Annotated in this window: 32 protein-coding genes; 25 read left to right on the plus strand and 7 right to left on the minus strand. The window is 47.5% G+C overall.

Annotated features, from left to right (window positions below):
- The first annotated feature begins 1 nt into the window (after position 1).
- The 6 genes from Q4T40_03390 to Q4T40_03415 all read left to right on the plus strand — a co-directional run bounded on the left by Q4T40_03390 (position 2) and on the right by Q4T40_03415 (position 4,982).
- Positions 2 to 640, plus strand: coding sequence for a hypothetical protein (locus Q4T40_03390; GenBank protein ID MDT8900282.1), 639 nt, complete (start codon positions 2 to 4; stop codon positions 638 to 640).
- A gap of 15 nt (positions 641 to 655) precedes the next feature.
- The gene (locus tag Q4T40_03395; GenBank protein MDT8900283.1) at positions 656 to 1,087 is read left to right on the plus strand and encodes a phage holin family protein; all 432 of its coding nucleotides are present in this window, start codon (positions 656 to 658) and stop codon (positions 1,085 to 1,087) included.
- Between the two features lie 36 nt (positions 1,088 to 1,123).
- Complete coding sequence (locus Q4T40_03400) at positions 1,124 to 1,708, plus strand: N-acetylmuramoyl-L-alanine amidase (GenBank protein ID MDT8900284.1); 585 nt, start codon at positions 1,124 to 1,126, stop codon at positions 1,706 to 1,708.
- 3 nt (positions 1,709 to 1,711) lie between these two features.
- Positions 1,712 to 2,341, plus strand: coding sequence for a hypothetical protein (locus tag Q4T40_03405; GenBank protein ID MDT8900285.1), 630 nt, complete (start codon positions 1,712 to 1,714; stop codon positions 2,339 to 2,341).
- A gap of 75 nt (positions 2,342 to 2,416) precedes the next feature.
- Positions 2,417 to 3,718 carry a recombinase family protein gene (locus tag Q4T40_03410; GenBank protein MDT8900286.1) on the plus strand — a complete coding sequence of 434 codons (1,302 nt, stop codon included), beginning with the start codon at positions 2,417 to 2,419 and terminating at the stop codon, positions 3,716 to 3,718.
- Positions 3,630 to 4,982, plus strand: a complete 1,353-nt coding sequence (locus Q4T40_03415) for a recombinase family protein (protein ID MDT8900287.1) — start codon at positions 3,630 to 3,632, stop codon at positions 4,980 to 4,982. Before Q4T40_03410 ends, Q4T40_03415 begins: the two co-directional genes overlap by 89 nt.
- Positions 4,983 to 5,099: 117 nt before the next feature.
- On the opposite strand, the gene Q4T40_03420 is transcribed toward Q4T40_03415, so the two are convergent.
- Positions 5,100 to 5,402: a helix-turn-helix transcriptional regulator gene (locus tag Q4T40_03420; GenBank protein ID MDT8900288.1), complete on the minus strand. Its 303-nt coding sequence runs from the start codon at positions 5,400 to 5,402 to the stop codon at positions 5,100 to 5,102.
- A 123-nt stretch (positions 5,403 to 5,525) separates the two neighbouring features.
- On the opposite strand from Q4T40_03420, the gene Q4T40_03425 reads away from it, so the two are divergent.
- The 19 genes from Q4T40_03425 (at position 5,526) to Q4T40_03515 (ending at position 18,017) form a co-directional block, all read left to right on the plus strand.
- Positions 5,526 to 5,750 (plus strand): helix-turn-helix transcriptional regulator, encoded by a 225-nt coding sequence (locus Q4T40_03425; protein ID MDT8900289.1) that lies wholly within the window; start codon positions 5,526 to 5,528, stop codon positions 5,748 to 5,750.
- 24 nt (positions 5,751 to 5,774) lie between these two features.
- Positions 5,775 to 6,443, plus strand: coding sequence for a GGDEF domain-containing protein (locus Q4T40_03430; GenBank protein ID MDT8900290.1), 669 nt, complete (start codon positions 5,775 to 5,777; stop codon positions 6,441 to 6,443).
- An 11-nt stretch (positions 6,444 to 6,454) separates the two neighbouring features.
- Positions 6,455 to 6,643: a hypothetical protein gene (locus tag Q4T40_03435; GenBank protein MDT8900291.1), complete on the plus strand. Its 189-nt coding sequence runs from the start codon at positions 6,455 to 6,457 to the stop codon at positions 6,641 to 6,643.
- A 312-nt stretch (positions 6,644 to 6,955) separates the two neighbouring features.
- Complete coding sequence (locus Q4T40_03440; protein ID MDT8900292.1) at positions 6,956 to 7,393, plus strand: arsenate reductase ArsC; 438 nt, start codon at positions 6,956 to 6,958, stop codon at positions 7,391 to 7,393.
- 89 nt (positions 7,394 to 7,482) lie between these two features.
- Positions 7,483 to 7,896, plus strand: a complete 414-nt coding sequence (locus tag Q4T40_03445) for an arsenate reductase ArsC (protein ID MDT8900293.1) — start codon at positions 7,483 to 7,485, stop codon at positions 7,894 to 7,896.
- A 631-nt stretch (positions 7,897 to 8,527) separates the two neighbouring features.
- The gene (locus tag Q4T40_03450) at positions 8,528 to 8,890 is read left to right on the plus strand and encodes a metalloregulator ArsR/SmtB family transcription factor (GenBank protein MDT8900294.1); all 363 of its coding nucleotides are present in this window, start codon (positions 8,528 to 8,530) and stop codon (positions 8,888 to 8,890) included.
- Positions 8,891 to 8,982: 92 nt separating this feature from the next.
- Complete coding sequence (arsD, locus tag Q4T40_03455) at positions 8,983 to 9,318, plus strand: arsenite efflux transporter metallochaperone ArsD (protein ID MDT8900295.1); 336 nt, start codon at positions 8,983 to 8,985, stop codon at positions 9,316 to 9,318.
- Between the two features lies 1 nt (position 9,319).
- The gene (locus Q4T40_03460) at positions 9,320 to 10,207 is read left to right on the plus strand and encodes an ArsA family ATPase (protein MDT8900296.1); all 888 of its coding nucleotides are present in this window, start codon (positions 9,320 to 9,322) and stop codon (positions 10,205 to 10,207) included.
- A complete protein-coding gene (locus Q4T40_03465) occupies positions 10,200 to 11,093 on the plus strand; it encodes an ArsA family ATPase (protein ID MDT8900297.1) in 894 nt (297 codons plus the stop codon). The genes Q4T40_03460 and Q4T40_03465 overlap by 8 nt, the downstream gene beginning before the upstream one ends.
- 12 nt (positions 11,094 to 11,105) lie before the next feature.
- Positions 11,106 to 11,447: a hypothetical protein gene (locus Q4T40_03470; GenBank protein ID MDT8900298.1), complete on the plus strand. Its 342-nt coding sequence runs from the start codon at positions 11,106 to 11,108 to the stop codon at positions 11,445 to 11,447.
- A gap of 14 nt (positions 11,448 to 11,461) precedes the next feature.
- Positions 11,462 to 12,523, plus strand: coding sequence for an ACR3 family arsenite efflux transporter (arsB, locus tag Q4T40_03475; protein ID MDT8900299.1), 1,062 nt, complete (start codon positions 11,462 to 11,464; stop codon positions 12,521 to 12,523).
- A gap of 364 nt (positions 12,524 to 12,887) precedes the next feature.
- Positions 12,888 to 13,238, plus strand: coding sequence for a hypothetical protein (locus tag Q4T40_03480; protein ID MDT8900300.1), 351 nt, complete (start codon positions 12,888 to 12,890; stop codon positions 13,236 to 13,238).
- A 223-nt stretch (positions 13,239 to 13,461) separates the two neighbouring features.
- Complete coding sequence (locus Q4T40_03485) at positions 13,462 to 13,755, plus strand: metalloregulator ArsR/SmtB family transcription factor (protein ID MDT8900301.1); 294 nt, start codon at positions 13,462 to 13,464, stop codon at positions 13,753 to 13,755.
- Between the two features lie 360 nt (positions 13,756 to 14,115).
- On the plus strand, positions 14,116 to 14,310 hold the full coding sequence (locus Q4T40_03490; GenBank protein MDT8900302.1) for a hypothetical protein: 195 nt from the start codon (positions 14,116 to 14,118) through the stop codon (positions 14,308 to 14,310).
- Positions 14,311 to 14,774: 464 nt separating this feature from the next.
- The gene (locus Q4T40_03495) at positions 14,775 to 15,128 is read left to right on the plus strand and encodes a PadR family transcriptional regulator (GenBank protein ID MDT8900303.1); all 354 of its coding nucleotides are present in this window, start codon (positions 14,775 to 14,777) and stop codon (positions 15,126 to 15,128) included.
- 30 nt (positions 15,129 to 15,158) lie between these two features.
- Positions 15,159 to 16,217, plus strand: coding sequence for a permease (locus Q4T40_03500; protein MDT8900304.1), 1,059 nt, complete (start codon positions 15,159 to 15,161; stop codon positions 16,215 to 16,217).
- 84 nt (positions 16,218 to 16,301) lie between these two features.
- Positions 16,302 to 16,547 carry a thioredoxin family protein gene (locus Q4T40_03505; GenBank protein MDT8900305.1) on the plus strand — a complete coding sequence of 82 codons (246 nt, stop codon included), beginning with the start codon at positions 16,302 to 16,304 and terminating at the stop codon, positions 16,545 to 16,547.
- A gap of 266 nt (positions 16,548 to 16,813) precedes the next feature.
- Entirely contained in the window at positions 16,814 to 17,374 is a 561-nt protein-coding gene (gene sigZ, locus Q4T40_03510) for an RNA polymerase sigma factor SigZ (GenBank protein MDT8900306.1), read from the plus strand.
- Positions 17,375 to 17,444: 70 nt separating this feature from the next.
- Positions 17,445 to 18,017: a DUF2703 domain-containing protein gene (locus Q4T40_03515; protein ID MDT8900307.1), complete on the plus strand. Its 573-nt coding sequence runs from the start codon at positions 17,445 to 17,447 to the stop codon at positions 18,015 to 18,017.
- Positions 18,018 to 18,133: 116 nt separating this feature from the next.
- Here Q4T40_03515 and Q4T40_03520 read toward each other — a convergent pair whose 3' ends face one another.
- The 6 genes from Q4T40_03520 to Q4T40_03545 form a co-directional block, all read right to left on the minus strand.
- Positions 18,134 to 21,280 carry an efflux RND transporter permease subunit gene (locus Q4T40_03520; protein MDT8900308.1) on the minus strand — a complete coding sequence of 1,049 codons (3,147 nt, stop codon included), beginning with the start codon at positions 21,278 to 21,280 and terminating at the stop codon, positions 18,134 to 18,136.
- On the minus strand, positions 21,280 to 22,392 hold the full coding sequence (locus Q4T40_03525) for an efflux RND transporter periplasmic adaptor subunit (protein MDT8900309.1): 1,113 nt from the start codon (positions 22,390 to 22,392) through the stop codon (positions 21,280 to 21,282). Before Q4T40_03525 ends, Q4T40_03520 begins: the two co-directional genes overlap by 1 nt.
- Entirely contained in the window at positions 22,382 to 23,764 is a 1,383-nt protein-coding gene (locus Q4T40_03530; GenBank protein ID MDT8900310.1) for a TolC family protein, read from the minus strand. The genes Q4T40_03525 and Q4T40_03530 overlap by 11 nt, the downstream gene beginning before the upstream one ends.
- Positions 23,765 to 23,832: 68 nt before the next feature.
- Positions 23,833 to 24,231, minus strand: coding sequence for a DUF2680 domain-containing protein (locus Q4T40_03535; protein ID MDT8900311.1), 399 nt, complete (start codon positions 24,229 to 24,231; stop codon positions 23,833 to 23,835).
- Positions 24,232 to 24,350: 119 nt separating this feature from the next.
- Positions 24,351 to 25,250 (minus strand): serine hydrolase, encoded by a 900-nt coding sequence (locus Q4T40_03540; protein MDT8900312.1) that lies wholly within the window; start codon positions 25,248 to 25,250, stop codon positions 24,351 to 24,353.
- Positions 25,251 to 25,299: 49 nt separating this feature from the next.
- Positions 25,300 to 25,587 (minus strand): hypothetical protein, encoded by a 288-nt coding sequence (locus Q4T40_03545; GenBank protein ID MDT8900313.1) that lies wholly within the window; start codon positions 25,585 to 25,587, stop codon positions 25,300 to 25,302.
- Positions 25,588 to 25,671 lie beyond the last annotated feature (84 nt).

A 25,671-nucleotide genomic window follows, 5' to 3' on the forward strand; every position in this document is an offset into this window, starting at 1 on the left:
AATGGGGGCCAATTTTCATACGGCATATGCGGATGGAACGACGATCTTTGCGGCGTCCTCAATGGAGTCGCCGCTTTCGGACTTGGACCGGGCCATTTCCTATGCCAAGAACGTCATTGTCCACTCTGACGGGGTTATCAATTACTCTTCGGCCAGCGGGCAACTCACATGGAACGGAACACTGCGGATTTTATTTGTCCGCGCTGACGGCCAGCTGATTCAAAATGCCGTTGCCGCGGGCGGCGTCACGCTCAGCGACAATCAGATGGCGTATGCGGATCTGTCGGAAACAAATGACGCGGCGGTTACTGTGTATGCGGCAACCTTGACCACTGCTGCAGCCAGCACAACGAAAGCCTATAACCGGCTGGTGCTGGGGTATCGCAATACAGCCAGTGATGCCTTTTATCCTGTGGGTGTGAAGCTGCCGGTCAATCCTTCCGCAGTCGGCTTTTTTGGTTCGGTTCCGGTAACGAAAACAACGGTAACCCTGGGCAATACCGACAATGAGATCGGCGGGCTAGCCATCAGCGCGACTTATTCGCAGGCGGAGGTGCAGGCGCTGCGGGATAAATGCGAGGAACTGGCCGATGATGTGCGGGCGCTTAAAGCGGCGCTAAGCAGCTATGGTTTAGTGTAAAAAGGGGGCTGAGAAATGCTTGAGTACACACAAATAGAGCTGCGCATCATGGCCTTGTTTTCAGCCATAGGCGCAGCTTTTTCCTTTCTTGTCGGCGGTGTCGACAAGCTGATTACGGCGCTTTTGGTTTTTGTTGTGCTTGATTATGTGACAGGGTTAATCGCTGCGTGGAAGACGGCAACGCTCGACAGTAAAAAAGGCTTTGAGGGGATAAAGCGCAAGGTTGTTATGTTGGTGATCGTCATTATGGCCCACTGGATTGATGCGAGCATTTTTGGCATCAGCACCTGCCGGTCCATGGTGATCTTTGCGTATCTGGGCAATGAAGGCTTGAGCATCATTGAAAATTTAGACCGCATGGGGTATAGCGAGTATATTCCCGCTCTTATTCGGGAGAAGCTTGTGCAGCTAAGACAAGAAAAAGAGTCCTTAAACGACCGGAAGTAGTTTTCTTTCGGATTACGCTGAAATGGGGGACAGAGTATGAAAGTAGTCATTGATCCAGGCCATGCTGGCCGAAACATTGATCCCGGCGCGGTGCATGCGGCAACAGGCTTGCAGGAGGCGGATGTCGCGTTGATTATTTCGCGGCTGGTAGAAAATTATTTGCTTGCGGTAGGGTATGAGGTGAAACTGACCCGAACCGGCTGGGAACAAGCAGAAACAGACGATTTAGGCTATCGGACGACTCTGGCGAATGACTGGGGCGCCGATATTTTTATTTCACTTCATTGCAATAGCGCAGCGAACCAGAGCGCGGAAGGCTATGAGGTTTGGACTTCGCCGGGGGATACGCAGGGGGACAAACTTGCGACGTGCATATATGGCCAAATTGCAGGGGAGTTTTCCGACCGGGCAGGGAGAACAGATTACTTTGACGGCGATCCCGATAAAGAGTCCCGCTTCTATGTATTGGTTCATACCGATGCTCCCGCCTGTCTGGTGGAAATGGCATTCATTTCTAATGATGAGGAAGCCGCGTTGCTGGCAGATTCAGCTTGGCGGGACCGGTATGCTAGAGCAATAGCGCGGGGAGTGACTGATTACGCAGCGACGCTGGGGGGATGAGGTATGATCCAGGTATTCCAAGCTTGGGGAGCGGCCTTTAAGCAAAATAAGTGGCTGATGATACTGCTTGTTCTTTTCCTGATAGCTTGCGCAATGCTTTTCTGGCTTTGGCAGCGTGCCCAGCAGGCAGAGGAAAAGTACCGGCAAGCTGTGGTGTTGCAGCAGGAGCAACTGGAGCAGGCTCAGGAGCTTGGCAAAGCCCTTGATATCTCACAAATTAACGCTAAGGAACTGCAGGCGGCTTATGACGAACTGAAAACTAAGCCGCCTGTTGCCAGTTTTACCGTAAAAGCGCCTTCTCTGGAGGTTGCGGCTGAGCAGGTGGCGGAGAGAATCAACAAACAGGATGCGACCTTGCCGCCTGCCGCGCTGGAAAAAACCGACCGGACAGCAGTGGTCAAAAACGATAAGGACTACAAGGTGGACGTGCTGAAGATTAACCTGGACAAGTCGTGGGAGCTTTCCACAGGGGTAGGTAGCCACCGGGGCGATGCCTATATACCGATTGGGGTGCAGCGAAACTATGCTTCTAATAAAGCTGTGGCGGCAGAAGTGCATCTGGTGCCGGAGGAACTGGCAAGGGGAAAAATAAAGACCTCCGGCTGGGAGATCAGGCATGTGTGGCGGTTTTGACGGCTCTATTAACTTGACTTTGCATGGGTTCGGAGTGATGTATAGTACTGTAAATTGATAGAAGGGAGAAGGCTTATGAGGGTCAAAATTATTGAACCGTTAAATGTAATTGAGTCAAAACGCAAGCGGGTCTGTGCCTATGCTCGCGTATCTACTGTAAGTGAAGCCCAAGGTGAGTCGCTGGAAAACCAAACCACCTATTACCGGAACCTGATTGAAGCCAATCCGGAATATGAGTATATTGGCGTTTTTGCCGATCAAGGCATCACCGGCACCAAGGATGAGCGGCCAGAGTTTCAGAAGATGCTGAACCTGGCCAGAGAAGGGGAGATAGACCTAATCCTAACGAAATCCATTTCCCGCTTTGCCCGAAATACGACGCTTGTGCTGGAGGTGGTCAGGAAGTTAAAGGATCTGGGGGTAGAAGTCGTTTTTGAAAAAGACAATATTTCAACCTTTACTGGGGACGGTGAGTTAATGCTTACCGTCCTCTCTTCTTTTGCCCAAGAAGAAAGCAAAAGCGCCAGTGAAAACTTAAAGTGGCGGTACAGGCGAAAATTTGAGCAAGGTGAACTGGCTGTCAATGCCGCAAGGTTTTTGGGCTATGACAAAAACAAACATGGCGATCTCGTCATCAACCGAAGCCAGGCCGAAAGCGTGAAGCGAATTTTCACCGACTATATCGGCGGCAAAGGCACCTTTATCATTGCCAAAGAACTCAATGCCGAAGAGATGCTCACCGTTGCCGGTGGCAAGTGGCATTCCAGCACCGTATTGAACATCTTGAAAAACGAAAAATACAAAGGTGATGCCAAACTGCAAAAAACCTATAGCAAGGATCATCTCAGCAAAAAGAAGTGTGTCAATCATGGCGAAGTAGACAGCTTTTATATTGAGAATAACCATCCGCCAATTGTAAGCAAAGAAATCTGGGATGAAGCGCAAAGACAGATCGCTTTACGCGCTAAGGCCAAAGGCAATGTAGGGGAAACAAAAAATAAGTATCAGAACCGCTATCCGCTGACTGGGATGCTGCTGTGCAGTAAGTGCGGAGCACCTTTGCGCCGGAGGATTTGGAACAGCAAATATTCCTGCAAAAAAGTTGTGTGGCAATGCAGCACCTACATTAAAAACGGCAAAAACGCCTGCCACGGCACAGTGATTGACGATGCTGTAATTGCCAGAATGAATATACAAAGCGAAACCGTAGTCGAGGAGGTTGTGGAAGATGGCAAAAAATATTACCGTTATACCAGCAAGGGTAAGTCGGACAAGCCTAGCGGAAAATCTGGAGCCGCAGAAAAAACGTGTAGCCGCGTACTGCCGGGTATCGACCGAGCAGGCCGAGCAGTTATCAAGCTACGAAGCCCAGGTTAATTATTACACTACTTATATTGAGGGGCATCCGGAGTATGAATGCGCCGGCATTTATGCCGACGAAGGCATCAGCGGCACCAATACCAAAAAGCGTGAGCAGTTTAATCGAATGATAGAGGATTGTAAGGCCGGAAAAATCGATATGATCATAACGAAATCCATTTCACGGTTTGCCAGAAATACGCTCGACTGCCTAAACTTTGTAAGGCTGCTCAAGGATTTAGGTATCGGAGTCATTTTTGAGAAGGAAAATATTAATACCCTCGATAGCAAAGGAGAAGTCTTGCTTTCGATTCTCAGTTCGCTCGCGCAAGATGAGTCGCGGTCAATCTCGGAAAATTCGACCTGGGGCATCAGAAGGCGTTTTGAGCAAGGCAAGCTGCATATCAACCACACTAAGTTTTTAGGCTATGACAAAGATAAAGACGGCAACCTTATTGTCAATGAAAGGCAGGCAAAAGTCGTTAAACGCATATACAAGGAATTCCTTGACGGAAAAGGAGCCAACCGGATCGCAAGAGACTTGGAATTGGGCGGCGTATTAAACTGGCATGGCAAAGCAAAATGGTATGAAGGTAGCATCCGGAAAATGCTTACCAATGAAAAATATAAAGGCGATGCTTTATTGCAGAAAACCTATACCGTTGATTTCTTGAACAAAAAACGAGCAGATAACACTGGCCAGGTACCACAGTATTATGTGGAAGACAGCCATCCGGCGATTATAGATAAAGAGATGTGGGAAGCAGTACAGCTTGAGATGGAACGCAGACGAAACTTCGCGCTAAAGTATGACATTCAGAAGCTTGAATACGCGACAACTAGTAACCCCTTTGCAGGCAGAGTCATCTGCGGTTCTTGTGGTCAAATTCTTGGCAGAAAGGTATGGAATTCTACCGACGAAAGGCTCAGAAGGATTATCTGGCGATGCAACGGCAAATATGTTGAGAAGGGAAAGAAAGGGTGCGATAGCTGGCATATTGACGATAGGGTTTTGTACCAGGCGTTTATCCACGTGTTTAACGCGATGGTGGAAAACAAGGACTATTTTCTGGCTAAGTGGCAGGAACGGCTGGCAAGCGACAACGCGCTGATGCGGTATAAGGCGAAACAGTTTATGGGGATATTCACGGAAGCCGTGGAGATAGACAGGTTTAATGTAGATTTGTATTTTGCACTGGTGGAGAAGATCACGGTTTATGATAGCGGCATATTGGTTGTGAGTTTGCTTGGCGGGACTGATATTGAGTGCGAAATTGAATAGAGGGAAAAAATAAGCCGGTTGGGGTAGTAGAAATACTGTAAATTAAAACCGACCACATTATGGCCGGTTACATATCGGACTAGATATTTGACTTTCTTACAAAGAAGAGCCGCTATGTCAACTTTTCATCCGTTCTAAGAATAACTGCAAAGCTTCTCTCTGGCCGGGAGTTAAGGTCTTGGCAATGCGGACCAGTTGCTTGATATCTATCGGGAGCTCGGTTGCCTCATCAGAAAAGAAATCACTCAGGCTGATACCTAAACCGTCACATATTTTGCTTATCGAATCAACGGTTGGCTGTTTTTCGCCTAATTCTATTTGCCGCACAAAACCTTGTGATAATCCTGAGATAGTTGCGAGTTTATTAGTGCTATACCCTTTTGTTTCACGTAGTTCAATAATTCGTTTTGCGATGTCCATTTTCAACCACCTTAAAAATAATTCTATAGTAATAATATAACACACAATTTCTTACAGTAATTAACATCATAGTATTGACTAATCAATACTATAGAATTAACATATAAAACAAGGGGGATCAAAATGACGCTTGAAGAATTGCGGGTGGCGAGAAACATGTCCCAGCAGCAACTTGCGAAAGCAACGGGATTAACCCAAGGTTATATTTCCGCACTTGAGCGAGGTGCAAAGAAGAATCCGGGTCAGGTAGTGGTAAAGAAGCTAGCAATTGCTCTTGATGTCTCAACCGACGTGATTTTGGGATTATTTCCTGATACATTCGTCAACGGCGTAAAGGAGAGCAAATAAATTATCGTGCAGAGAGGTATTTAAATGCTTGGCAACTATCGTTATGCTTCCTTGGCATTGGGAGGATTTGGGGCGATAACTAGCGCTACAGGCTTTTATTTGGATACGGTTTGTCCTATTACCTTTAATTGGCTAGTGTGGCTGGGGATCGGCATTCTCTTCTGTTTGAGCGGCTATATGGCCGGCAGCTTGATTGAAAAGCTGGATTTAAGCTCTCATACCGATTATCTGACAGGGCTATGGAACAGGAGATATTTCTATTTAAGGCTGAACGAGGAGAAGGCACGGTCGGTTAGAAAAAAGACGCCGCAATGTGTTGCAATGGTTGACGCAGACGATTTTAAAGCAATAAACGACACGTATGGTCACGTTGCAGGAGATGCGCTATTGTCCGACCTCGCGGCGGTTTTGAAGAAAAACACCAGGGGTACGGACATTGTCGTTAGATGGGGCGGCGATGAGTTCGTGATCCTTTTTTCGGAGGCTTCACTGGGAGAAGCTCTTGAGGTTATGGAGAGGATACGCCACGCGGTCGAGGCTAAATATAGTTCTTCCTATAGTCTTACCATAAGCACAGGAATCATATTACTGGAACCGGGCCATGACATAACAGACCTGCTTATCAAAGCGGATCAAGCCTTGTACAAGGCTAAAAAACAAAAAAATTCGGTCATTAAGCTGGCCGAATTGTAGAGAGGTTAATTTTGCGTAAATCGGCGGAATACAAACAAAGAGAAAACGAGATATGCGATAAGATTCGTGAAATATCTGATGAAGTTGATCAGCTTGTTAAGACGGGGAAAGACGCTACTGAAGCCCTTCAGCGGCTTGAAGCGGCTTTGCGAGAGTTTGAGCAATTTAGGCGTGGGAAAGCGACAGGCTGGTACTACTGATGTGGATAAAGCTGGTGGACAGAAAACGGATACTGGAGATAAGCCTGTAGGGAGCTTTGGCTATCATCCTGATAATCATATTAGATGCTATTGGTATGGAGCTTGATCTATGAGGGTATCGGTATAAGCTCACTCTGATCATACCTTTACTATTGACTCGCAATTGATGAAAGACGGATAATACGACGATAGTCACCCGTGTGCACATATTGCATTTTTAACATAAGCTTAACATACTGCGTATTGATGGTTTAGGTAAAATGTCGTTTAATATATTCATAAATGCAAATATGATAATGGAGTGATAAAAGAATGCAGCACCCTCGACTGGTAATCATTTGTACGCAAAATAGTGCCCGGAGCCAGATGACGGAAGCATTTTTCAAGAAATATGGAAATGATGTTTTGGAAGTGCACAGCGCCGGCTTCGAGCCGACGGAAGTCAACCCATTGGCGAAGCAGGTAATGGCTGAAGTAGGCATTGACATCAGTTCTCAGCGTTCAAAAAGTGTGAAAGAGTTCTTGGGACGCATGCAGTTCGGCTATGTTGTTGCCGTCTGCAAAAAGGCTGAAGGTCGTTGCCCCACAATCTTTCCGGGAGTGCGTAAGCTTTTTTCCTGGCCCTTCGACGACCCTGCCGCAGTTGAAGGCACGGATGAGGAAAAGCTTGAAAAGTTCAGGGAAGTGCGCAATGATATTGAAATTAAGGTCCAAGAATTCGTGAATGATTATCGGAAAGGGTTATATTAGGAATAATTTTGATTTCGTATATAATTTTGTGTAATTTTTCCATGAGTATTTTACAATATATATATAAAGATGAATATGATGGAGGATTTATGAAAAAGCGCGTTCTCTTTCTCTGTACCCATAACTCTGCTCGTTCTCAAATGGCAGAGGGCTTACTTCGGGGGTTGCTTGGCAATGACTACGAAGCATTTAGTGCCGGAACCGAACCCGGACGCGTAAACCCATATGTCGCCCGGGCTATGAGCGAAATTGGCATCGACCTGTCAACCCACCGCTCTAAGCATCTTAATGAGTTCATTAATCAAGACTTTGACTATATAGTTACCGTCTGCGATAACGCCAAGGAGGCGTGCCCGTATTTCTCCGGCGGGCAGAAAGTGATACATCACAGCTTTTCTGACCCATCTGCTTTTAAGGGCACGGATGAGGCAATTATGGGAGGGGTCAGGCAGGTGCGTGACGAGATAAAGGCATGGATCGTGAAACAGTTCGACGGAAAGTAAAACGCGTGCGGGACTATGCCAAGTTTATGACTGTTTGGAATGGTAAAATCCACTTCTCCACTATAGATTACCCTAGTAGTAATCTATACGCTCTGCCAATGGGTATTAGAAGAGTAGCGCAGTCAAAATATAAATGCTGTAGCTCTGACAGCATGGATGACGCCTACTTTATTTGCGGATTATTCAATAAACAATGGTGCGCCTAGGTTGACGGTGACGAGTATATCCCTGTGTTTCCGGACGAAATACTAGCAGTGCAGTTTTTTGAAGGCCGGCATATTTTTTATTTTGCCGGGTAACATAGGATTCAAGAAAATTACCTAGCATGCTCTGCTGGGGTTTTTAGTGCCTGAAGACAATAACAGACAGCTCCCTGAAGAGCGAGTAGACCTTTCCATGAACATGGAAAGGTCTACTTTGGCAACGATAGGATTGACGTTAATTCGTATAATCGAATATAATCATATGCAGGAGGAGAAGATGAAATTTTATATGACAAAGATAACCAATGAAGGCGATTGTTTGTGGGCGCGTGATCTTATTGTGTGTCCATAGAGCATCCTGATTCAAGCATAATTCGTTTTAAAGAAGAAAATAGAATATATTGCTTATATATGGACGGGGGTGGATCATGGACATCGTACAAGTACTCAAAGCGCTAGGGGATGAGACAAGAATACGGATATTAAATTTACTGCGAAAAGAAACTTTATGCGTATGTGATATTGAGGAAGTATTAAAAATTAATCAATCAAATGCCTCGCGGCATTTGACTAAACTGAAAGATGCCAAGATTATTGCCGGAGAAAAGAAAGCCCAATGGGTATACTACCGGATTAACGAAAATATTCTCGTGAAATATTCTTTTGTAAACGAATTATTGGACAGGGAATTGGATGAACACCCGCAGTGCCAAAAAGACCTTACGCGACTGAAAAAGTACAGAGAGCGCGGCGGCAGTTGCGAGCATACTGTTAAAATTACGGACGAGTAAAATTTTTTTAATTAGTATATGATTAAATCCAATTATAATCATATACTAAAGTGATAACACTTTATCTAATCCAATATACGGAGGTAAACAAAATGGCCAACGCTAGTGAAGAGACGACAACCCGACTGGAATTTTTTGAACCGCCGATGTGCTGTTCTACCGGTCTTTGCGGTCCCAGTGTCGATGAAAAACTCGTGCAATTAAATACCGACATTGAGACATTAAGAGAAAAATATCCCGGCATGATAATCGAACGCTATATGATTACCCAGCAGCCGCTGAAATTCCGGGAGAACCCGGTGGTGTACCAACTGGTCAAGGAAAAGGGCAAAGAGGTATTGCCCATAACGGCTTTAAACGGAGAGGTTATCAAAACCAACCAATATCCGGATTTGGCGGAAACAGAAAAAAGAATCGCAGGTGTTTAAGATGCAAACTAAGTTTATATTTTTTTCCGGTAAGGGTGGCGTAGGCAAGACTTCGATGGCTTGCACCACGGCGGTCCACTGGGCCGATGCCGGGAAAAGAACCTTGATTGTTACCACTGACCCGGCTGCCAATCTGTCCGATGTGTTTGAACAAGAAATCGGCCACAACATCACGCCAATTAGCGGGGTAGATAATTTATTCGCCATGGAAATTGACCCGGATATTTCGACGAAAGAGTATAAGGAACGGTTGCTGGCTCCCATGCGGGATCTGTTTGATGATGAAATGCTCAAAATTGCGGAGGAGCAGTTAAGCGGTCCTTGTACTGAAGAGATGGCGTCGTTCGATAAGTTTATCGACTTCATGGAAGATGGTACCTACGAGGTTATCATTTTCGACACTGCGCCCACCGGGCATACCATCCGGTTGTTAGAGCTTCCTGTAGATTGGTCTAAGCATATTGAGGAAAGCTCAAAGGGAAGCGGTCAGACCTGCATGGGACCGGTGACCCTCATTCAAGAGAACAAGAAGAAATTCGATGATGCCATTGCCAAACTGAGGGATACCACTCAAACGGAATTTATTTTTGTCATGCAGCCGGAGCAAACCTCGCTGGATGAAACTGTGCGGGCTTTGCAGGAACTGGGTAAGCTGGGGATTCCCACATCCAGCCTGATTATGAACGGCCTGATTCCGGTCGCTGAAACGGGCAATGCGTTTTTCAAACAACGCTATGACATGCAGCAGACCTATATGGCCAAGGCCCGGCAAATTTTTAGCAATATGCGGATGAAGACGATGGAACTGTTTGATACCGAACTGAAAGGCATCGATATGTTCCGGAAATGCGGTGATAGACTGTTCGCAGGAAATGATACCCATGAATAAGTTGAATGAATTGTTATATCCCCAGGCAGGGAAACGCAAACACATCTTTTTTTCTGGCAAAGGCGGCGTGGGCAAGACCTCGATGGCATGCGTCACGGCAGTAGAGGCGGCGAGTCAAGGGTACCGCACGCTATTAATGACTACCGACCCAGCCGCCCATATCGGCAGTGTTCTTGAACGGCCGGTGCTTGATGAAGTTACACAAATGGAGGCAATACCAAACCTATATGCTATAAAGATTGACCCCAAGCAAGCGGCAGAGGATTATAAACACAAGATTTTAGAGGACGCCAAACAGAAATTTAGCGCTAGTACCGTCCTGGGGATGGAGGAAGAATTGAACTCGCCTTGTACGGAGGAAATGGCCGCGTTTCAAAAGTTTATTGACTATGCCAGTCAAGATGATTTTGACGTGATTGTCATCGATACCGCGCCCACCGGCCATACCTTAAGGCTGTTGGAACTTCCCATGGATTGGAGCAAGCAACTGCAGCTAAAGGCGGGACTGTCCGCCGAGGTCAGCGACGAGGACCGTGCGCAACAAGCCAAATTCGACAAGATGATTGCCATGATGAAAGACCAAACTGCTACGACCTTTGCGTTTGTTATGTATCCGGAAAAAACACCGATAATTGAAGCCTACCGTGCATCGCAGGAATTGGCGTCCTTTGGTATTCAAACGCAGCTGGTTGTTGCCAATTTAATCATCCCGGCTGAGCAGGCAACCACGCCGTTTTTCCAAAACAGGCGGAATATGCAGCTCAAATATATTGAGGAAATCAAGACTAAGTTTACTGGAGCAACATTGCTGCAAGTTCCGTTGTTCAACCAGGAGATTAAAGGAATAGGTATGTTGAATACGGTAGCCAAGCAAATTATTAACTAGGGGGAAAGGAAAATGAGTAGTAAAATTACAATCGAGGTTTTCGGTCTCCGCAATGAAAGCGTCAATGGAGGTGGCTGTTGCGATGGCGGTTGCGGCCCGGGCGGCTGTGGTCCCGCCCCTACTATGGGCGAGATGTATCAGGAGTTGGTCGAGTTTATGGAGCAGAGTGAACTGAAAGACAAGGTAGCCCTGCAGTTTATTGATGTTATGGCCGATAATCTGGACGGGTATGAGTCGGTTAAAAAGGTACTGGACAAAGGGCTTGGCTTACCCGTGACGGCAATTAACGGGAAAGCAATATTTTATGGCGGGTTGTCGGTACCAAAGATTTATGATGAAGTAAAGAAAATATAAAGGGGGCTATAAAGATGGCAAACACTCGTCGGTTATCATTTCTTGATCAGTATTTGACATTGTGGATTTTTGTGGCAATGGCTATTGGGGTCGGGGGCGGTTATCTTTTTCCTGGAATGGCAGCCTGGCTGGATTCTTTGTCAATTGGAACAACCTCAATTCCGATTGCGGTTGGTTTAATTGTAATGATGTACCCGCCTTTAGCGAAAGTTAAATATGAGGAGATTGGTAAAGTATTTAGTAACGGTAAAGTTGTGGTGTTATCGCTGGTACAAAACTGGATCATCGGTCCGGTGCTAATGTTTGCGCTGGCCATCATTTTTTTGCCTGATAAGCCTGATTATATGGTGGGATTGATACTGATTGGGCTGGCTCGCTGCATAGCCATGGTCATTATCTGGAATTCACTGGCGGAAGGTGACAATGAATATGCGGCGGCGTTAGTGGCGTTAAATTCTATTTTCCAGCTTGTACTATATTCGGTTTTTGCATATTTTTTTATCACCGTACTCCCCGGCTGGATCGGGTTTAAGGGAATGCAAATCTATGTATCCATTCAGGATGTTGCGATGAGCGTGGCGATCTATCTTGGCATTCCTTTCGTGGCCGGGTATTTGACAAGGCACTTTCTGTTGCCGGCCAAAGGCCGGGAATGGTATGAAAAAACTTTCATCCCCAAGATTAGTCCGTTAGCGCTGATTGCGTTGCTGTTTACGATTGTGGTGATGTTTTCGCTGAAGGGCAGCTATATTGTCAAGTTGCCGATGGATGTGGTGCGTATCGCCATTCCGCTCATTATCTACTTTGCCGTTATGTTTCTGGTATCTTTTTTCATAAGCTGGCGTGTGGGAGTTAACTATGAGCAAACAACCACACTATCATTTACGGCCGCCAGCAATAACTTTGAATTGGCGATTGCGGTTGCGGTAGCTATATTCGGAATAAACTCCGGCCAGGCGTTTGCCGCTGTTATCGGACCGCTTATCGAAGTACCGGTTATGATCGGCCTTGTTAATGTCGCGCTGCGTTTTCGGAAATATTTCGTAGCGCATGGTCAGATAAAAGTAAATGAATAAAACACTGTTCGCATTTTCTAGGGTCAACGGCGTGGATAGTGAAAAGCAGAATTTTTAAGGAGACCACGGACTACACTTAATTACCGTCGGGGGGTTAGATTGGCGCCAGCGACTTTTTCGGATTGGCGGTTGGCGGTTACCATTTCGCTGTAGGCTTGAAGTCAGGAGCGACATGGACATCGTTGTGGAGCGTATTGGTTGAGGCCCTGTCATGTTGTCAGTGTGCAGCATCTGCATCCGGCTTCGGCGCTGGTTTGACTTTATGGCTCAACCGACAAATAAAAACTCTAGGCGCTATGGATGGCAGCAGTCGCTCTACTGCCATCCATAGGCCCCGGTGTCGTGGAACAAGGGGTAATGTGACGTGCGAACATTCGTGAAAAAGATGGCCCAGTGTCTAGCCGACATTGGGACCTCCTGTCCGTATACGATAGTGGGTAAAAAAATAGTGCAATCTGCCAGGGGGAAACAGAGCCGAACGGACAAAGTGAACAACGACCGGGAAAACGAACTGGCGGCTCGGGTGAAAACCGGTCGCAATGTTACGCTAATCGGAATATTTTGCCCGTTTTTCTGGTTTGCACTTTTTTCCGGAGCGCCGGCGAATGAAGTCTATTTTAATGCGGTGCATTCCGGAATTGTGGTCGCTATCGGCTTAGCCATAATGCTAAAAACTCGGATGGATTTAACCGAGGAGCAAAGACGCCATAAGTGAGTATAGAGGACGGTGCGTGACTTGGATTGCCAGATAAACGGCGGAGATATTGAATAGCAATGTTCTTATTGCCCGGTGAGAGGTGAAGGGCAATTTTCTGGACAGCTAGCTACGCTGGTAGCGACAATTGTATCCGAGCCGCTGGCGATGCTGATTGGCATACCTTGTTTACCGCCATTTTGGGCTTTGTGGGATGGATGAAGCCTAAGCGGGAGTGAGTGCTATGTGGTGTTTAGCTGATACTTTAAAAGCTCTTGGTGACGAATCAAGGCTCAAAATAGTTAAAATGCTGCAGGAAGGCAAACTACCAGTGGGTGAAATTGCTCAGCGGTGCGGTTTATCCCAACCAACTGTGTCATACCATTTAAAAATACTCAAACAAGTAGGGATAGCCATAAATAACCGGGATGGCAAATGGATCTACTATAATTTGAATCCGGACATTTTCGTCTATTTAGCATTGTTCATGCAATATAGAAAAAGGCGCTGGTTCGGCATCCGCTGCCGTGAGCAATAGCCCTGATGAGACTTATGGTAGAGAGGGGAAAAGGTGATGTTTGATTTAGGGCAACAGGTGATTTTGTTTCTCATATCCTGGGTATTTTGGTTTATTATTATTTATTTATTTGCTTATCTTTTTCAACGGAAAATAGGAAAAACTCTGGGTACCCGGGAAAGGGTATTTTTAGTCGGCAAAGTGTCTTTACTATGCGCCGCCGCCAACGTTGCTATCAACATTGGATTGAGGCTGTATCATACGATATAGAGATAGGATTCGTTACATAAGGTGAACTTAATTATCGGCAACATTGTTCCCATGTGGTTTTACTTGAGAGGACCATTTCTTTTTATCAAGTAATTAGGGGGTGATAGTAAAATGATAAAAGAGATTGATGATTTCTATAGTTGTCTAGGGAAGCTTGAGGAGGCCTATCAGACAGAAAGTTCAAATTCCCAAAATAGTTTAGCGATAAATGAGGCTAGGTTGAAACTGGAATCTGCTATTTCAAAGGTAGAAATTCTTCTAACTGAATTGATTTCGCTAAAAGAAGTCCTAGGTGCGCGGATTTAAAAGGACCAGATCAAGGGGTGGATTGTTAAGACGGATGGCGTACGCAATGAAAAGAATATGGGGGGATTATCATGTCTGAAACGTGGTACCCAATTATCGATTTAGAAAAATGTATGGGGTGCCAGATATGCGTGAAGTTTTGCAGGCAGGGAGTATACATTGAACAGGACGGTAAACCGGTTGTCGTCAAGCCAGTCGGTTGCGTCCACGGCTGCCGTGGCTGTCAGAAAAAATGCCCGGCAGGTGCTATTGAGTATGCGGGCAGTGGCGAAGGCGGAAGTTGTTGCGAATGTTGAATTGTAATTGTCAGTCAGAGTAGATGGGATAGTCGCAGATGCTGCGACTATCCTTTTTTGCTATTGATTTTATAAATTGGCTTGTTAGACTATTGACAGTTAGTGGTGGATTGCATATTATATATATGAGAACAATGCATATGGGAAATATGCATCTAGGGGGTATATATGCGGAAATATGAATCTAAGGATTACTGGGCAAGCCTGATAAAGATGAGCCTTTCGCGTTTCTTCATTCTGCATGTGCTGCATAGGGAGCCTCTGCACGGTTATGAAATAGCCAAGCGAGTTGCTGGCATAACCTGTGGCTGTTGCGCGCCTACTGAAGGGAGCCTATACCCGGTTTTGAAAGAGTTTGAGGACAACGGACTGGTCAATGTCGAGTTTCAACTTGTCTCCGGCCGTGAGCGAAAAGTATACACCATAACTGACGAAGGCGAACAGGCATATCAGGTAGCCGCTCAGGCGTGGTGCGAAGTGTCCGCCTATATCTTACAGGCGGTAAACAGCAAAGATCTATAGCGGAGTATTCTTATTATCAGGGGGAGATGAATGTTGTCTAAAGAAAACACACTCTTGAATCCAAAAAGCCTCAGAATATTGGTCTACGGATTAGTATGGTATTTCCTCTATATTCAATTAGATCCGTTCGCCAACTGGTTTACTTATGAATTACTTGGATTTGCAAATGATAGCCACTTGGGAGGGGCAATCGCTTTTTTTATAGCTGATGCACCCAAAGTGTTGATACTTTTGGTAGTTATCACGTTTATCGTTGGGGTTGCCCGTACATTTCTCTCACCTGAGCGCATACGAGCGTTATTATCCGGGCGGGGGGAACTCGCAGGGAACATCCTCGCTGCGCTTGTTGGCATTCCGACACCGTTTTGTTCTTGCTCGGCGATCCCCCTATTTCTAGGTTTTCTACAATCGGGAATACCCATTGGCGTGTCGATGGCTTTCTTAATCTCCTGTCCTGTGGTCAATGAGGTGGCGCTCGCACTTCTCTTCGGTCTGTACGGTTGGAAGGTAGCCGGTCTCTATGCTTTACTGGGGACGGCGAAAGCGGTGATCGGGGGAATGGTTATCGCCAGGCTGCGCCCCGAACGCTTCCTGGAACCGTGGGTGGCCGAACTTCTGGCTAACAATACAGGTCCTGCGTTGGACGAAGGCGATGGTAAGTATTTACCCCTTACGTGGGAGGACAGGATTGCCGATGGCAATAAGGCTGTGCGCGATATATTGGCTGGTGTGTGGCATTATCTAGTCGGCGGTATCGCTCTGGGGGCGGTAATTTATGGCTATATGCCTGTAGATTTCGTAAGTGAATATATGGGCAAGGAAGCTTGGTGGAATGTACCGGTAGCAGTGCTGCTGGGAGTACCGCTCTATGCGAGCGCCGTCGGTGTTATTCCCATTATTCAGGCGTTTATCATTAAAGGCGCTGCACTCGGGACAACTCTCGCCTTCATGATGTCTGTTATCGGGATATCCATTCCCGAGTTGGTGATGCTTCGGAAAGTTATAAAACTTCAACTCATATGGATTTTTGTTGGTATCGTGGCACTGGGATGCGTTGTGATCGGGTACGTGTTTAACGCATTAATATAGCCCGTGTCGCTCCAAGGCTATAGAATGGAAGTAGGTTCATTGAATTTTTGTGCTTTGCGCACAACGAAAGGGATGTGATAAGGTATGGTAGTAAAAGTTTTCCTGTCGTGTTGTGGTGGAGACAAGGTTGTAGAAGTAGTAAAAGAAGCTGTTCGTCTGTCCGGAATCGAAGCTCAAATCGAGACGGTGAGCGATTTCACCGAGGTAGCCAAGGCAGGGATCATGTCGACCCCAGCGATTAAAATCAATAACCGAGTCATAGTCAGTGGAAGAGTACCAAAAGTTCAGGACCTAGTAACCGCACTTACTAATATTGCTAAAGAGTCTTGAAGAACCAAACCAGTCTTATGAAGCAGACTTGAGCAGCAATACTTAGGCACGTCGACGGGCTCTGGATAGATTTTGATGAAGGACGATCACAGTGGATATAGGGGATATAGGGGATAAGCACATCGTCCAGAAGAGGTGTGCTTATTCCCTTATAATGAATTTCTAAGAGAACAACAATTTGGCCCGCAAATATCTTTGCTGAAACTATAATTTCGTATATAGCCTTTGCGTGATACAATTATGTCGAAGGGGGGCGGGGTGGAGGAATGAATAACAATGCGAAGGACATCACGGAAGAGTTTGCGAGACGTCTGAAAAACTTTGTTTACAAGCGAATCTCCAGCCCGCAGGACGCGGAAGACATCTTGCAGGAGGTCTATTATAAAATTCACAAGAATATCGACGAGCTTAACGACGCTGGTAAGCTGTCCGCCTGGATCTTTCAAATAGCCCGTAACGCGATTCATGACTATTATCGAGCCCACAGGCAGGAAGAACCGTTTGCCAAGCCCCCTGAGCCGGAAGAGGTCAGGGCGGACGAAAACGATAACAAGGAAATCGCCGGTTGCCTAAAGGCCATGATCGACCATTTGCCCGATAAGGACCGAGCGGCAATAGTGCTTACGGAGTATAAAGGGCTGACGCAGAAGGAACTGGGCGAATTACTGGGCTTATCCTATTCGGGTGCCAAATCGCGGGTACAACGGGCGCAACAAAAATTGAAGAAAATGCTCGGCGAGTGTTGCAGCCTGGAACTCGACCGTCGCGGCAACATCATCGCTTATAAGCTCAAAGCGAAGACAAATCCGTTTTGCAATTTAAAATAATGTGCGTCCTTTTGACGATACCTCCGTCTTAATATGCGAACCAACCTTATAATGACGGGAGGAAAATCGAATGAATCAAAAGGCAAAAAGCTGCGGTTGTCAAAGTACTGATAAACCTGTTACGACCGGGTGTTGTTCCGGCGTTGCCGCCAAAGGCGCTGAGTGTTGTGCTTCCGAGGGACAACCGAGCAAGCGATTGCTCATCGAATTCATGTATATCGACCTGACGGTATGCGACCGCTGTCTGGGTGCTGACACCAGCCTTGACGAGGCTATAGCGGAAGTATCAAACTTACTGAAAAACACCGGTTATGAAATCGAAATTCGCAAAATACTGATCGAAACCGAGGACCAGGCTCACGAGCTTGGCTTCGTCAGCTCGCCGACTATTCGCGTCAACGGGCAGGACATCCAGCTTGATGTCAAGGAAAGCCTCTGCGAATCCTGTGGCGATGTCTGCGGCGAAGAGGTCGACTGCCGGGTATGGGTCTGGCAAGGTCAGGAATACACCACGCCACCCAAGGCAATGATTATCGACGCGATACTCAGGCATGTCTATGGAGGTCCGCAGGCGGTAGAGAATGTTGCCAAGGATGTGCCTGACAATTTAAAAAAATTCTTTGCGGCAAAAGCGAAAAAATAAGCTATACGGAGAAGGTAGCTGTTGCGGGGTTTAAAACTCAGTAGAACTAAGTAAATAATGAGACCGTCCTAAAAGTTGTTAGCTTATCGGACGGTCTCATTATTGATTAGCCTTGTCTAAGCATTGGTATTCTTATTAACCAGAGTTATCGGTATGCGTTTAATCCAGGCGGTTTTGGCTTCCCAGGAATCCACGTAGGTGTAGGCCACCGGCACGACAACCAGAGTAAGGAGCGTGGAAGTCAGGAGACCGCCGATGACGGCAATGGCCATTGGTGCGTTGGCTTCCGAACTAGTGCCAATGCCGAGGGCAATGGGTATCATGCCCAGCACGGTGGCGATGGTTGTCATTAGGATTGGACGGAGCCTTACCGGGCCGGCGGTGAGCAACGCTTCCCTTTGCTCAAGGCCGCTTTTCCGTAGAGTGTTGGTATAGTCCACTAACAAGATTGCGTTTTTGACGACGATGCCAACCAGCATGATCAGCCCGATGAACGCGGTCAGGCCAAAAGCTTTGCCGGTTATGAGAAGAGCTAGGACCACGCCAACAATGGATAGTGGCAACGACAGCATGATCGCCAAAGGGTGGGTGAGGGATTCAAACTGGGATGCTAGCACCATGTAGACTAATAGTATGGCCAAGGCTAGCGATAAAGCAAGGCTGGCAAAAGATGATTGCATTTCTTCCTGGTCGCCGCCTAACCGGATGCTGTACCCTGGAGGCAGAGGTAATTCGGACAGCCGTGTTTGCAAATCTTTGGTAATGGAACCCTTATCACGGTCAAAGGCATTGGCGCTTAACAGAATCATTCGACCGCGATCTTCGCGGGTAAGGACGTTCGGCCCAGTTTGTTTTGCGATTAGGGCTAGGTCTTTTAATAGTACGGTTTGGCCATTCGGTAGCGATATATTCGTATTGTAGAGGTCAGAGGGAGTTTTGCGTTGGTTTTCTAAAAGCTGCACGACGATGTCGATCTCATTTTTCGCTGTTGCCAAGTTGTAGCGGGTGGCTGTACTGCCGCCGACGGCGGTTCGGATTTGGCCGGCGATGCTTGCTGTACTTAAGCCATACTGGGACGCCTTGGTGCGGTCAATGGCAATTTGCAGTTCAGGTGAAGCATCGTCTACTTCAATGTTGACATCCCGGATGCCGTTGACTTGTTTCATGAGTTTTTCCGCTTGCTCGGTCAAAAGTGACAATTGTTTGATATCCGGGCCAAAGACTTTGACTTCAATCGGTGACTTGTTCGCCGTAAGGAGTTGGGTTATCAGGTCGGTTACGGCAAAGCGGATGCTAACACCTGGGATGCCGCTTAATTTGCTGCGAAGATCCTTGATCACATCTTGGGTGTTTTTCGTACGGGTACTTTTGTCAGTTAGAGTTACGGAAATATAGCCGACATTCGGGGCGGGGCGGCTGCCAAATTTTAATACTTTTCCAACGACGGCATATTCTTTGGCAATTTCGGGGGTTTGCTGCAACACTTGCTCCACCTGGGCAAAGCTTTGATTGGTTTTATCAAAAGCGGTACCAATGGGAGTTTTAACATATATCGTAAAATTGCCACTATCGGTTACCGGCATGAGTTCGGTGCCGACAAGCGGCAGTAAGGCCAGACTGATGGCAAGCATGCTTGCGGCAAGCAGAATGGTTTTTCGGGGATTATTGAGAGCGTTGGCTAACACGGAGCGATATTTGACTTCGAGGTAGTGAAAGAAATGATCCCACACCGCAAGGGCCTTTTCCAAGAGGGCGGTTATGTACCGGGGTGACGCGGTTGGTAAAGAACCTGCCGGCGATTTTAATAGTTGCGTGGCCAGGCAGGGAACGACCGTTAGAGCCATTGCTAGTGATACGCCGATAGAAAAAACGACGGCCAAGGCAAACTCCGCGAAGAGCATTCCGGACATACCTTCGGCAAAGGCAATGGGCAAAAAGACTACCATCACTGTGATGGTGGTGGAAATAACCGCGCCACCGATTTCCGCAGTAGCATCATCCACCGCTTGCCAAATGGCTTTTCCTTGCTCTAAGTGGCGGTAAATGTTTTCGATGACGACAATAGCATCATCAACAATCATGCCCACGCCCAGGGCTAGCCCGCCCAGGGACATTAAGTTGATGGTCAGGCCTTTGAACTGGAACATCATAAAGGTCGCAATCAGGGATATCGGTATGGACAGGGCAACAATAAAGGTGCTGCGAGCGCTACGTAAAAATAGGTAAATGACCAAAATGGCCAAAATACCGCCAATGATGGCGTTCTCCTGTACATTCATGACCGAGTTTTTAATATAGGCTCCTTGGTCATAGGTAATGGTGACAGCGACATCAGGATATTCCTGCTGTATTTTTTGTAAAGCTTTTTTAACGCCGTTTATGACATCTAACGTATTGGCATCAGGCTGTTTGCGCACGTTTAGACCAACAGCAGGCGTTTTATCAAGGGAAGCCAGAATGCGGGCCTCTTTGTGGGAGTCCTCAACAGTAGCAATATCCTTCATGCGTATCGGCACGCCACTCGGCGCAGTTAGGACGGCGTCTTGAATGTCGCTAAGTGATGCGAACCGAGCCAGGGTGCGTACGAGATATTCCGCCTTGCCTTCAGTGGCAAAACCGGCAGAAGAGTCCACATTCTCCTGAGCCAGGCGGTCACTCACTTGTTTTAAGGACAGACCATAGGCCTGCAGGCGGCCTTGGTCAACACCTACCGATACCTCTCGTTCATAGCCGCCGTCCAGGTCGACGGAACCGACACCAGCCACCTGTTCCAGGCGATCCTGGACAACCTCTTCGGCGATGCGGCGAAGTTCGCGGAGGTCTTTGTTGCTGGTCAATGCTAAAATAACGATAGGTCTGTTGGCTGTATCAATTTTCCAGACAACTGGAGTTTTAGCCTCGATTGGCAACGTGTCGCGGATGCGGTCAATACGGGCCCTGGCGTCATTGGCCGCAACATCAATGTCCGTTCCCCAGTTGAATTCAATATCTACCATCGAACGGCCTTGCATAGAACTGGACGATATTTTGCTTACATTGTTCACCCGGGCCACCGCTTCCTCGATGGGGCGGGAAATGAGGTTTTCAATTTCTTCCGGACCGGTGTTTTCCATGGTGGTTTGCACCACAATATGGGGCGCAACGATATTGGGCATTAAGTCAACCTTTAGTTTGGTATACGACAGTAAACCGAGGATAACAACGGCCAGTACGGCCATTGCAACTGTTATCGGGTGACGGGTGGAAAACTTCGCGATAACCATTATTTATCGCCACCTCGTTTGCCGCTGGCTACTTTATCATTGTCGTTGAGGCTTTCGTGTCCCCAAACGCTGACCGGCGTTTCGGGAGCTAAGCCGGATGAAATTTCAATTTCCGTGTCGCTTTCCAGGCCGGTAACAACGGGAGTCAGCTTGGCGGCGCCGTCCTGGATAACAAAGACGAAAGGTTTCTGGTCACGGATGATCAGCGCGTCTTTCGGGACTTTAACCGCCTGGTCGATCTGTTTATAGGACAGGTTCACCCGGGCAAACATCCCGGAGCGGAGCTTTTGGTCAGGGGTGTCACAGAGTATCCAGGCCTTAAAGGTGCGGTTTTTAAGGTCGGCGGCCGGGCTGATTTCGCTGACAATGCCGGCAAAGGTTTGGCCGGGGTAGGCATCCACGGTGAATGTTGCGGTTTGCCCTATTGCCAGTTTGGCAATGTCACTCTCGCCGACGCTGATTTCCACTTTTACCTTTGAGGTATCCACAAGGGTCATGAGGGGCATGTTGGGGGATGCCATATCACCCAACACGACGCGTTTGTTAAAAATGTAGCCGGAAAAAGGGGCGGTCAGGACGGTGTTAGCCAACTGCGACTGATACAAATTGATTGTTGCAGAGGCTTGAGCCACCTGGGCGTCATAGACGTAATACTGCGTATTGGCGTTATCGAGCTGCTGTCTGGCAGCGGCGTCTTCTTTGAAAAGATTATTTAGCCGGTCAGCATTGACGCGGGCGTTGTCCCGGTTAGCCAGGGCCTGGTTGCGGTTGGCCAGCGATTGATCGATCTGGGCGCGAATTTCCGCGGTCTCAAGCTCGACCAGCGTTTGGCCGGCTGAAACAAAAGTGCCGTCACTTACCCCCAAGAATTGAATACGGCCGGATGTTTTGGCGGCAATGGTGGCTTCCTGGATGCCTTGGACGGTACCGGTGGTGCTGATGCTGGCGGCAATGGGGCCAAGCACGGCTTTTTTCACTTCCACGGTGGTGACGGCTTTGCCCGGTTTGGCCGTATTGGCGTTTGCTTTGGCATAATTGCCGTAAATTCTCCAGCCGATAACGGCAAGCACAAGTAAGGCAACCCCGGCCCACACTAATTTTTTATTGTTCATATCCCTTAATCCTTTCGCTGCTGTCAAGAGTTCCCGCCGCTTTTAACAATTTGGCATAACTGGTATGGTAATCGAACTGCGTCTGGATGAGGCTGTTTTTGGCGTTAAGAAAAGCTACATGAGAATCCAGAACTTCCACGTTTGTGCTAAGTCCTGACTTATAGCGGAGTTGGCTGATACGGAAATCATCATCCGCCTTCGCCGCCGCTTTGCGGGCGGTGGACAGGCGTTTGGCGGCATCTTGGACGTTGAAGTAGGCCTGGGTGACTTCTAGTAAGATGTTGTCCATAAGTTGGCGCTCTTGCGACTGACTGATATTTAGGTTTTTTTGGGCCTGGGTCACCCGGCTGGATGTTATTCCACCGTCAAAAGCGTTCCAGTTTGCGCTGATCATAATGGACCATGAGGTATAACCGGGTGGAAAAGGGTTGCTTTTCGAGTCGCCGTTCCATTCGTAAGCGCCGGTCAGATTAACAGTTGGCAAATTTCCGCTTTGAGCGGTGGTAATCGCCGCTTTCGCTCCGCTTATCTGGGCACTCATGGCTTTAAGTTCGGGGCGGTTTTGGCGGGCGATGCCGAGATAGCGATCCAACTCTTCCAGCTGATAAGTAGCTGACAGAATATTGCTGACGGTGAAACTAGTATTTAAATCAACACCCATCACATTGCAAAGACTTGTTCTGGCCAGTTGGACATTATTTTCGGCCTTGGCCAGGCTTTGTTCGGCAGCGGCCAATTCCACTTCGGCCCGCAGTACGTCGGATTTGGCGACAATGCCGTTTTCGTAATTGAGGGAGGCATTTTTTAGATGGGCCTGCATTTGCTCAAAGGACTGGCGGGCCAGATCAAGTGAGTTATAGCTTTGTAGCAGAGTGAAGTAAGCTGTGGTTGTATCCAAAATCAAGTTTTGTCGGGTTTTTAGTGTATTGGCCTTGCTTTGTTCAATGTTTTGAGCAGCCTGTTCCCGGTTGGCTTCCAGACGTTGCCCGGAATACAACGGTAATTGCAAGGAAAGTTTGGTGCCATAACTGTTTTGCAGCTTTTCATTGGTAGAAACTGTTTGCCACTTGTTGGAACTAAAGTTATAGGCTTTTGTCTGATTGCTTTCAACATACTGGCGACCGGTTGTTTCGGATATCGCCAATTGCGGGTTAAAGGCGTTTTGGGCTTCTTGATAGCGGGCGGAGGCAAAATCAACTGACAGCTTGGCCTGGAGGATGCTCTGATTGTTTGCCAGCGCGGTATTGATTGCTTCCGTCAGCGTCAACACGCCAACTGACGTTGGCATATCCGCCGGAGCGGCTTTTACGCCCAGTGGGATGACTGTTAAAAGCAGCAGCTCAAGGAATAGCAGCATAAGTTTTTTTCGCATGGCTTGATCTCCTTCTCGCGGTAGTCGCCAATAACCCTCGCGCTATGCGAGGGTTATTGGTTTATGGTTTACTGATTAGCTGGCTGCTGTTGCTGCCACCTGGGGCCGTAACCAGGGCCTCTGCCTTGACCGGGACCCATCATGCCAGGGCCTCTGCCCATGCCCGGACCGCCGACAATACCGTTTTGCATGCGGTAGTTCATACGCTCCTGCATCCAGGCGGCGCGCTGGTCGGCGTCGGTCTGCGTCATCACGCCGTCAGCCACGAATTTTTGCAGAATCTGCTTCTTGATCTCCATCATCTGGTTGAACAGCGGGACTAGTTCCTGTTTCTGCGCATCTGTCAAGTTGACTTGCTGAGCGTAAGGTTGAGTCGGTTGTGGCGTGGGTGCTGCCGCCCAGACCAGCGATGCGGCGAATGTTAGTGCCAGTAGACCCACAACGGTTAAAAGTAAGGCTTTTTTCATTTGTATGACCTCCTAAAATTTTGTATCTGAAGTTGGAGTTTCTCCAACGGTTTTTAGTATAAACGGCAAATGCGCTAAAAGTGTGCCTCAATTGTAACGGAATTGTAAAACTGCGTGGACTAGCAGCAGGGTTTTCCGGACCGCAAATCGTTATACAGCCGGGCCGCGAGCGAGGCGATAAAGTCGCTGGCATAGTCACTGCCTTGGTCGGTCCGCGTATAGATGCTGATGAGGATTTGGCTCTCGCCGTCATCCACCACGCCGACATCACAGAGAATATCATCCAGTTCGCCGATTTTGTGCATCACCGTGCCTGGTAAAAAACGAGGGAGTTCGTCATTAAATATGGTGTTGGCCAGTGCTATTTTGAGGGTTTCGGATTTTTCTCTGTCTAAGAAGGTATCCCGATAAATGCGTTCAAATAGAGCAGCCATTTCATATGGTGTGGTAACACTGGAATATTGGTACTGCTGGAAGGATTCCGAGTTGTGGATTTTCGTTTGCATTAGGCCTAAGTCGGTTACCAAACGGGATAGGGGTTGGCAAGACCGGGCATCGATTTCGTCCAGCAGTTCATAAAAGGATTCATTGTCGCTGATGCGCATCATGCGGTCAATCGCTTCGTCATACCTATTTTTGGCGGCTGCGTCCGCATAGGGGTACAAGTATTTATAGGTAGCCAGGGCGACAGCCAGTTTGCTGGTGGACGCGGTGGGGAAGATCAGTGTTTGGTTATAGCCAATCGTCTGGCCGGTCTTTAAGTTTTTGGCAAAGAAGCCGACAGTACCATCAAAATCAGAGGCTGGGGTGGATTGAGGAGTATATTGAGACTCAGGAAAAGGTTTTGAAAGTGTGGGCGCTTCCGGCTGATGGAGACTAGCCTGGATATAATCATTTGTTTGATTTTTCATCGCCGGCGACAAGGGATTGGATAATGCTGTACTAGCGGCGATATAGAAAACGAAAGCCATGGATAACAACAGTAGTCGTTTTCTTTTCATTTCTATTTTTGTGATCATCTCTATCATCCATCCTTAACTAGAAAATGGTGTATTCCACTCAATACTGCTAACATACGGCGAAACAAATTGCTGTTGCTGAGACTGTCAACGCAGTAAACTTTTTGCCGGACAACAGGTGAGCCGTAGGTTTATACCGGAAGAATGCAATCAAAGAGAGGAACAGCGCGGCGTAATAAAAAACCAAAAGATATGTCGCCTCGGCAGGAGTTGCAATGAACCCGGCTGACTTATATAAACTGGGGACCGACAGAAGACGTAACCCTATGGCTGCATATATGGAAATAGTGATCACAGTCGCGATGTCCAAGAGCAAATCCATACTGTACCAACGCATGCCATTTACCTCCTTGTTTGTATGTTGAGGCTTGTTTGTATGAGGCCTGCAGCCCCGCCCATACGCTAAAGTGCTTACTTCTCG

The organism is Selenomonadales bacterium 4137-cl (assembly GCA_032334055.1).
Lineage (GTDB): Bacteria > Bacillota > Negativicutes > Sporomusales > UBA7701 > Anaeroselena > Anaeroselena agilis.

Coding starts and splice junctions, on each gene's coding strand:
- Q4T40_03450 (MDT8900294.1), top strand. CDS start 8,528: ATGGACATCGTACAAGTACTCAAAGCGCTAGGGGATGAGACAAGAATA.
- Q4T40_03420 (MDT8900288.1), bottom strand. CDS start 5,402: ATGGACATCGCAAAACGAATTATTGAACTACGTGAAACAAAAGGGTAT.
- Q4T40_03485 (MDT8900301.1), top strand. CDS start 13,462: ATGTGGTGTTTAGCTGATACTTTAAAAGCTCTTGGTGACGAATCAAGG.
- Q4T40_03500 (MDT8900304.1), top strand. CDS start 15,159: ATGTTGTCTAAAGAAAACACACTCTTGAATCCAAAAAGCCTCAGAATA.
- Q4T40_03515 (MDT8900307.1), top strand. CDS start 17,445: ATGAATCAAAAGGCAAAAAGCTGCGGTTGTCAAAGTACTGATAAACCT.
- Q4T40_03490 (MDT8900302.1), top strand. CDS start 14,116: ATGATAAAAGAGATTGATGATTTCTATAGTTGTCTAGGGAAGCTTGAG.
- Q4T40_03535 (MDT8900311.1), bottom strand. CDS start 24,231: ATGAAAAAAGCCTTACTTTTAACCGTTGTGGGTCTACTGGCACTAACA.
- Q4T40_03465 (MDT8900297.1), top strand. CDS start 10,200: ATGAATAAGTTGAATGAATTGTTATATCCCCAGGCAGGGAAACGCAAA.
- Q4T40_03520 (MDT8900308.1), bottom strand. CDS start 21,280: ATGGTTATCGCGAAGTTTTCCACCCGTCACCCGATAACAGTTGCAATG.
- arsD (MDT8900295.1), top strand. CDS start 8,983: ATGGCCAACGCTAGTGAAGAGACGACAACCCGACTGGAATTTTTTGAA.
- Q4T40_03545 (MDT8900313.1), bottom strand. CDS start 25,587: ATGCGTTGGTACAGTATGGATTTGCTCTTGGACATCGCGACTGTGATC.
- Q4T40_03530 (MDT8900310.1), bottom strand. CDS start 23,764: ATGCGAAAAAAACTTATGCTGCTATTCCTTGAGCTGCTGCTTTTAACA.
- arsB (MDT8900299.1), top strand. CDS start 11,462: ATGGCAAACACTCGTCGGTTATCATTTCTTGATCAGTATTTGACATTG.
- Q4T40_03495 (MDT8900303.1), top strand. CDS start 14,775: ATGCGGAAATATGAATCTAAGGATTACTGGGCAAGCCTGATAAAGATG.
- Q4T40_03395 (MDT8900283.1), top strand. CDS start 656: ATGCTTGAGTACACACAAATAGAGCTGCGCATCATGGCCTTGTTTTCA.
- Q4T40_03540 (MDT8900312.1), bottom strand. CDS start 25,250: ATGATCACAAAAATAGAAATGAAAAGAAAACGACTACTGTTGTTATCC.
- Q4T40_03440 (MDT8900292.1), top strand. CDS start 6,956: ATGCAGCACCCTCGACTGGTAATCATTTGTACGCAAAATAGTGCCCGG.
- Q4T40_03400 (MDT8900284.1), top strand. CDS start 1,124: ATGAAAGTAGTCATTGATCCAGGCCATGCTGGCCGAAACATTGATCCC.
- sigZ (MDT8900306.1), top strand. CDS start 16,814: ATGAATAACAATGCGAAGGACATCACGGAAGAGTTTGCGAGACGTCTG.
- Q4T40_03425 (MDT8900289.1), top strand. CDS start 5,526: ATGACGCTTGAAGAATTGCGGGTGGCGAGAAACATGTCCCAGCAGCAA.
- Q4T40_03470 (MDT8900298.1), top strand. CDS start 11,106: ATGAGTAGTAAAATTACAATCGAGGTTTTCGGTCTCCGCAATGAAAGC.
- Q4T40_03410 (MDT8900286.1), top strand. CDS start 2,417: ATGAGGGTCAAAATTATTGAACCGTTAAATGTAATTGAGTCAAAACGC.
- Q4T40_03390 (MDT8900282.1), top strand. CDS start 2: ATGGGGGCCAATTTTCATACGGCATATGCGGATGGAACGACGATCTTT.
- Q4T40_03405 (MDT8900285.1), top strand. CDS start 1,712: ATGATCCAGGTATTCCAAGCTTGGGGAGCGGCCTTTAAGCAAAATAAG.
- Q4T40_03445 (MDT8900293.1), top strand. CDS start 7,483: ATGAAAAAGCGCGTTCTCTTTCTCTGTACCCATAACTCTGCTCGTTCT.
- Q4T40_03430 (MDT8900290.1), top strand. CDS start 5,775: ATGCTTGGCAACTATCGTTATGCTTCCTTGGCATTGGGAGGATTTGGG.
- Q4T40_03525 (MDT8900309.1), bottom strand. CDS start 22,392: ATGAACAATAAAAAATTAGTGTGGGCCGGGGTTGCCTTACTTGTGCTT.
- Q4T40_03505 (MDT8900305.1), top strand. CDS start 16,302: ATGGTAGTAAAAGTTTTCCTGTCGTGTTGTGGTGGAGACAAGGTTGTA.
- Q4T40_03460 (MDT8900296.1), top strand. CDS start 9,320: ATGCAAACTAAGTTTATATTTTTTTCCGGTAAGGGTGGCGTAGGCAAG.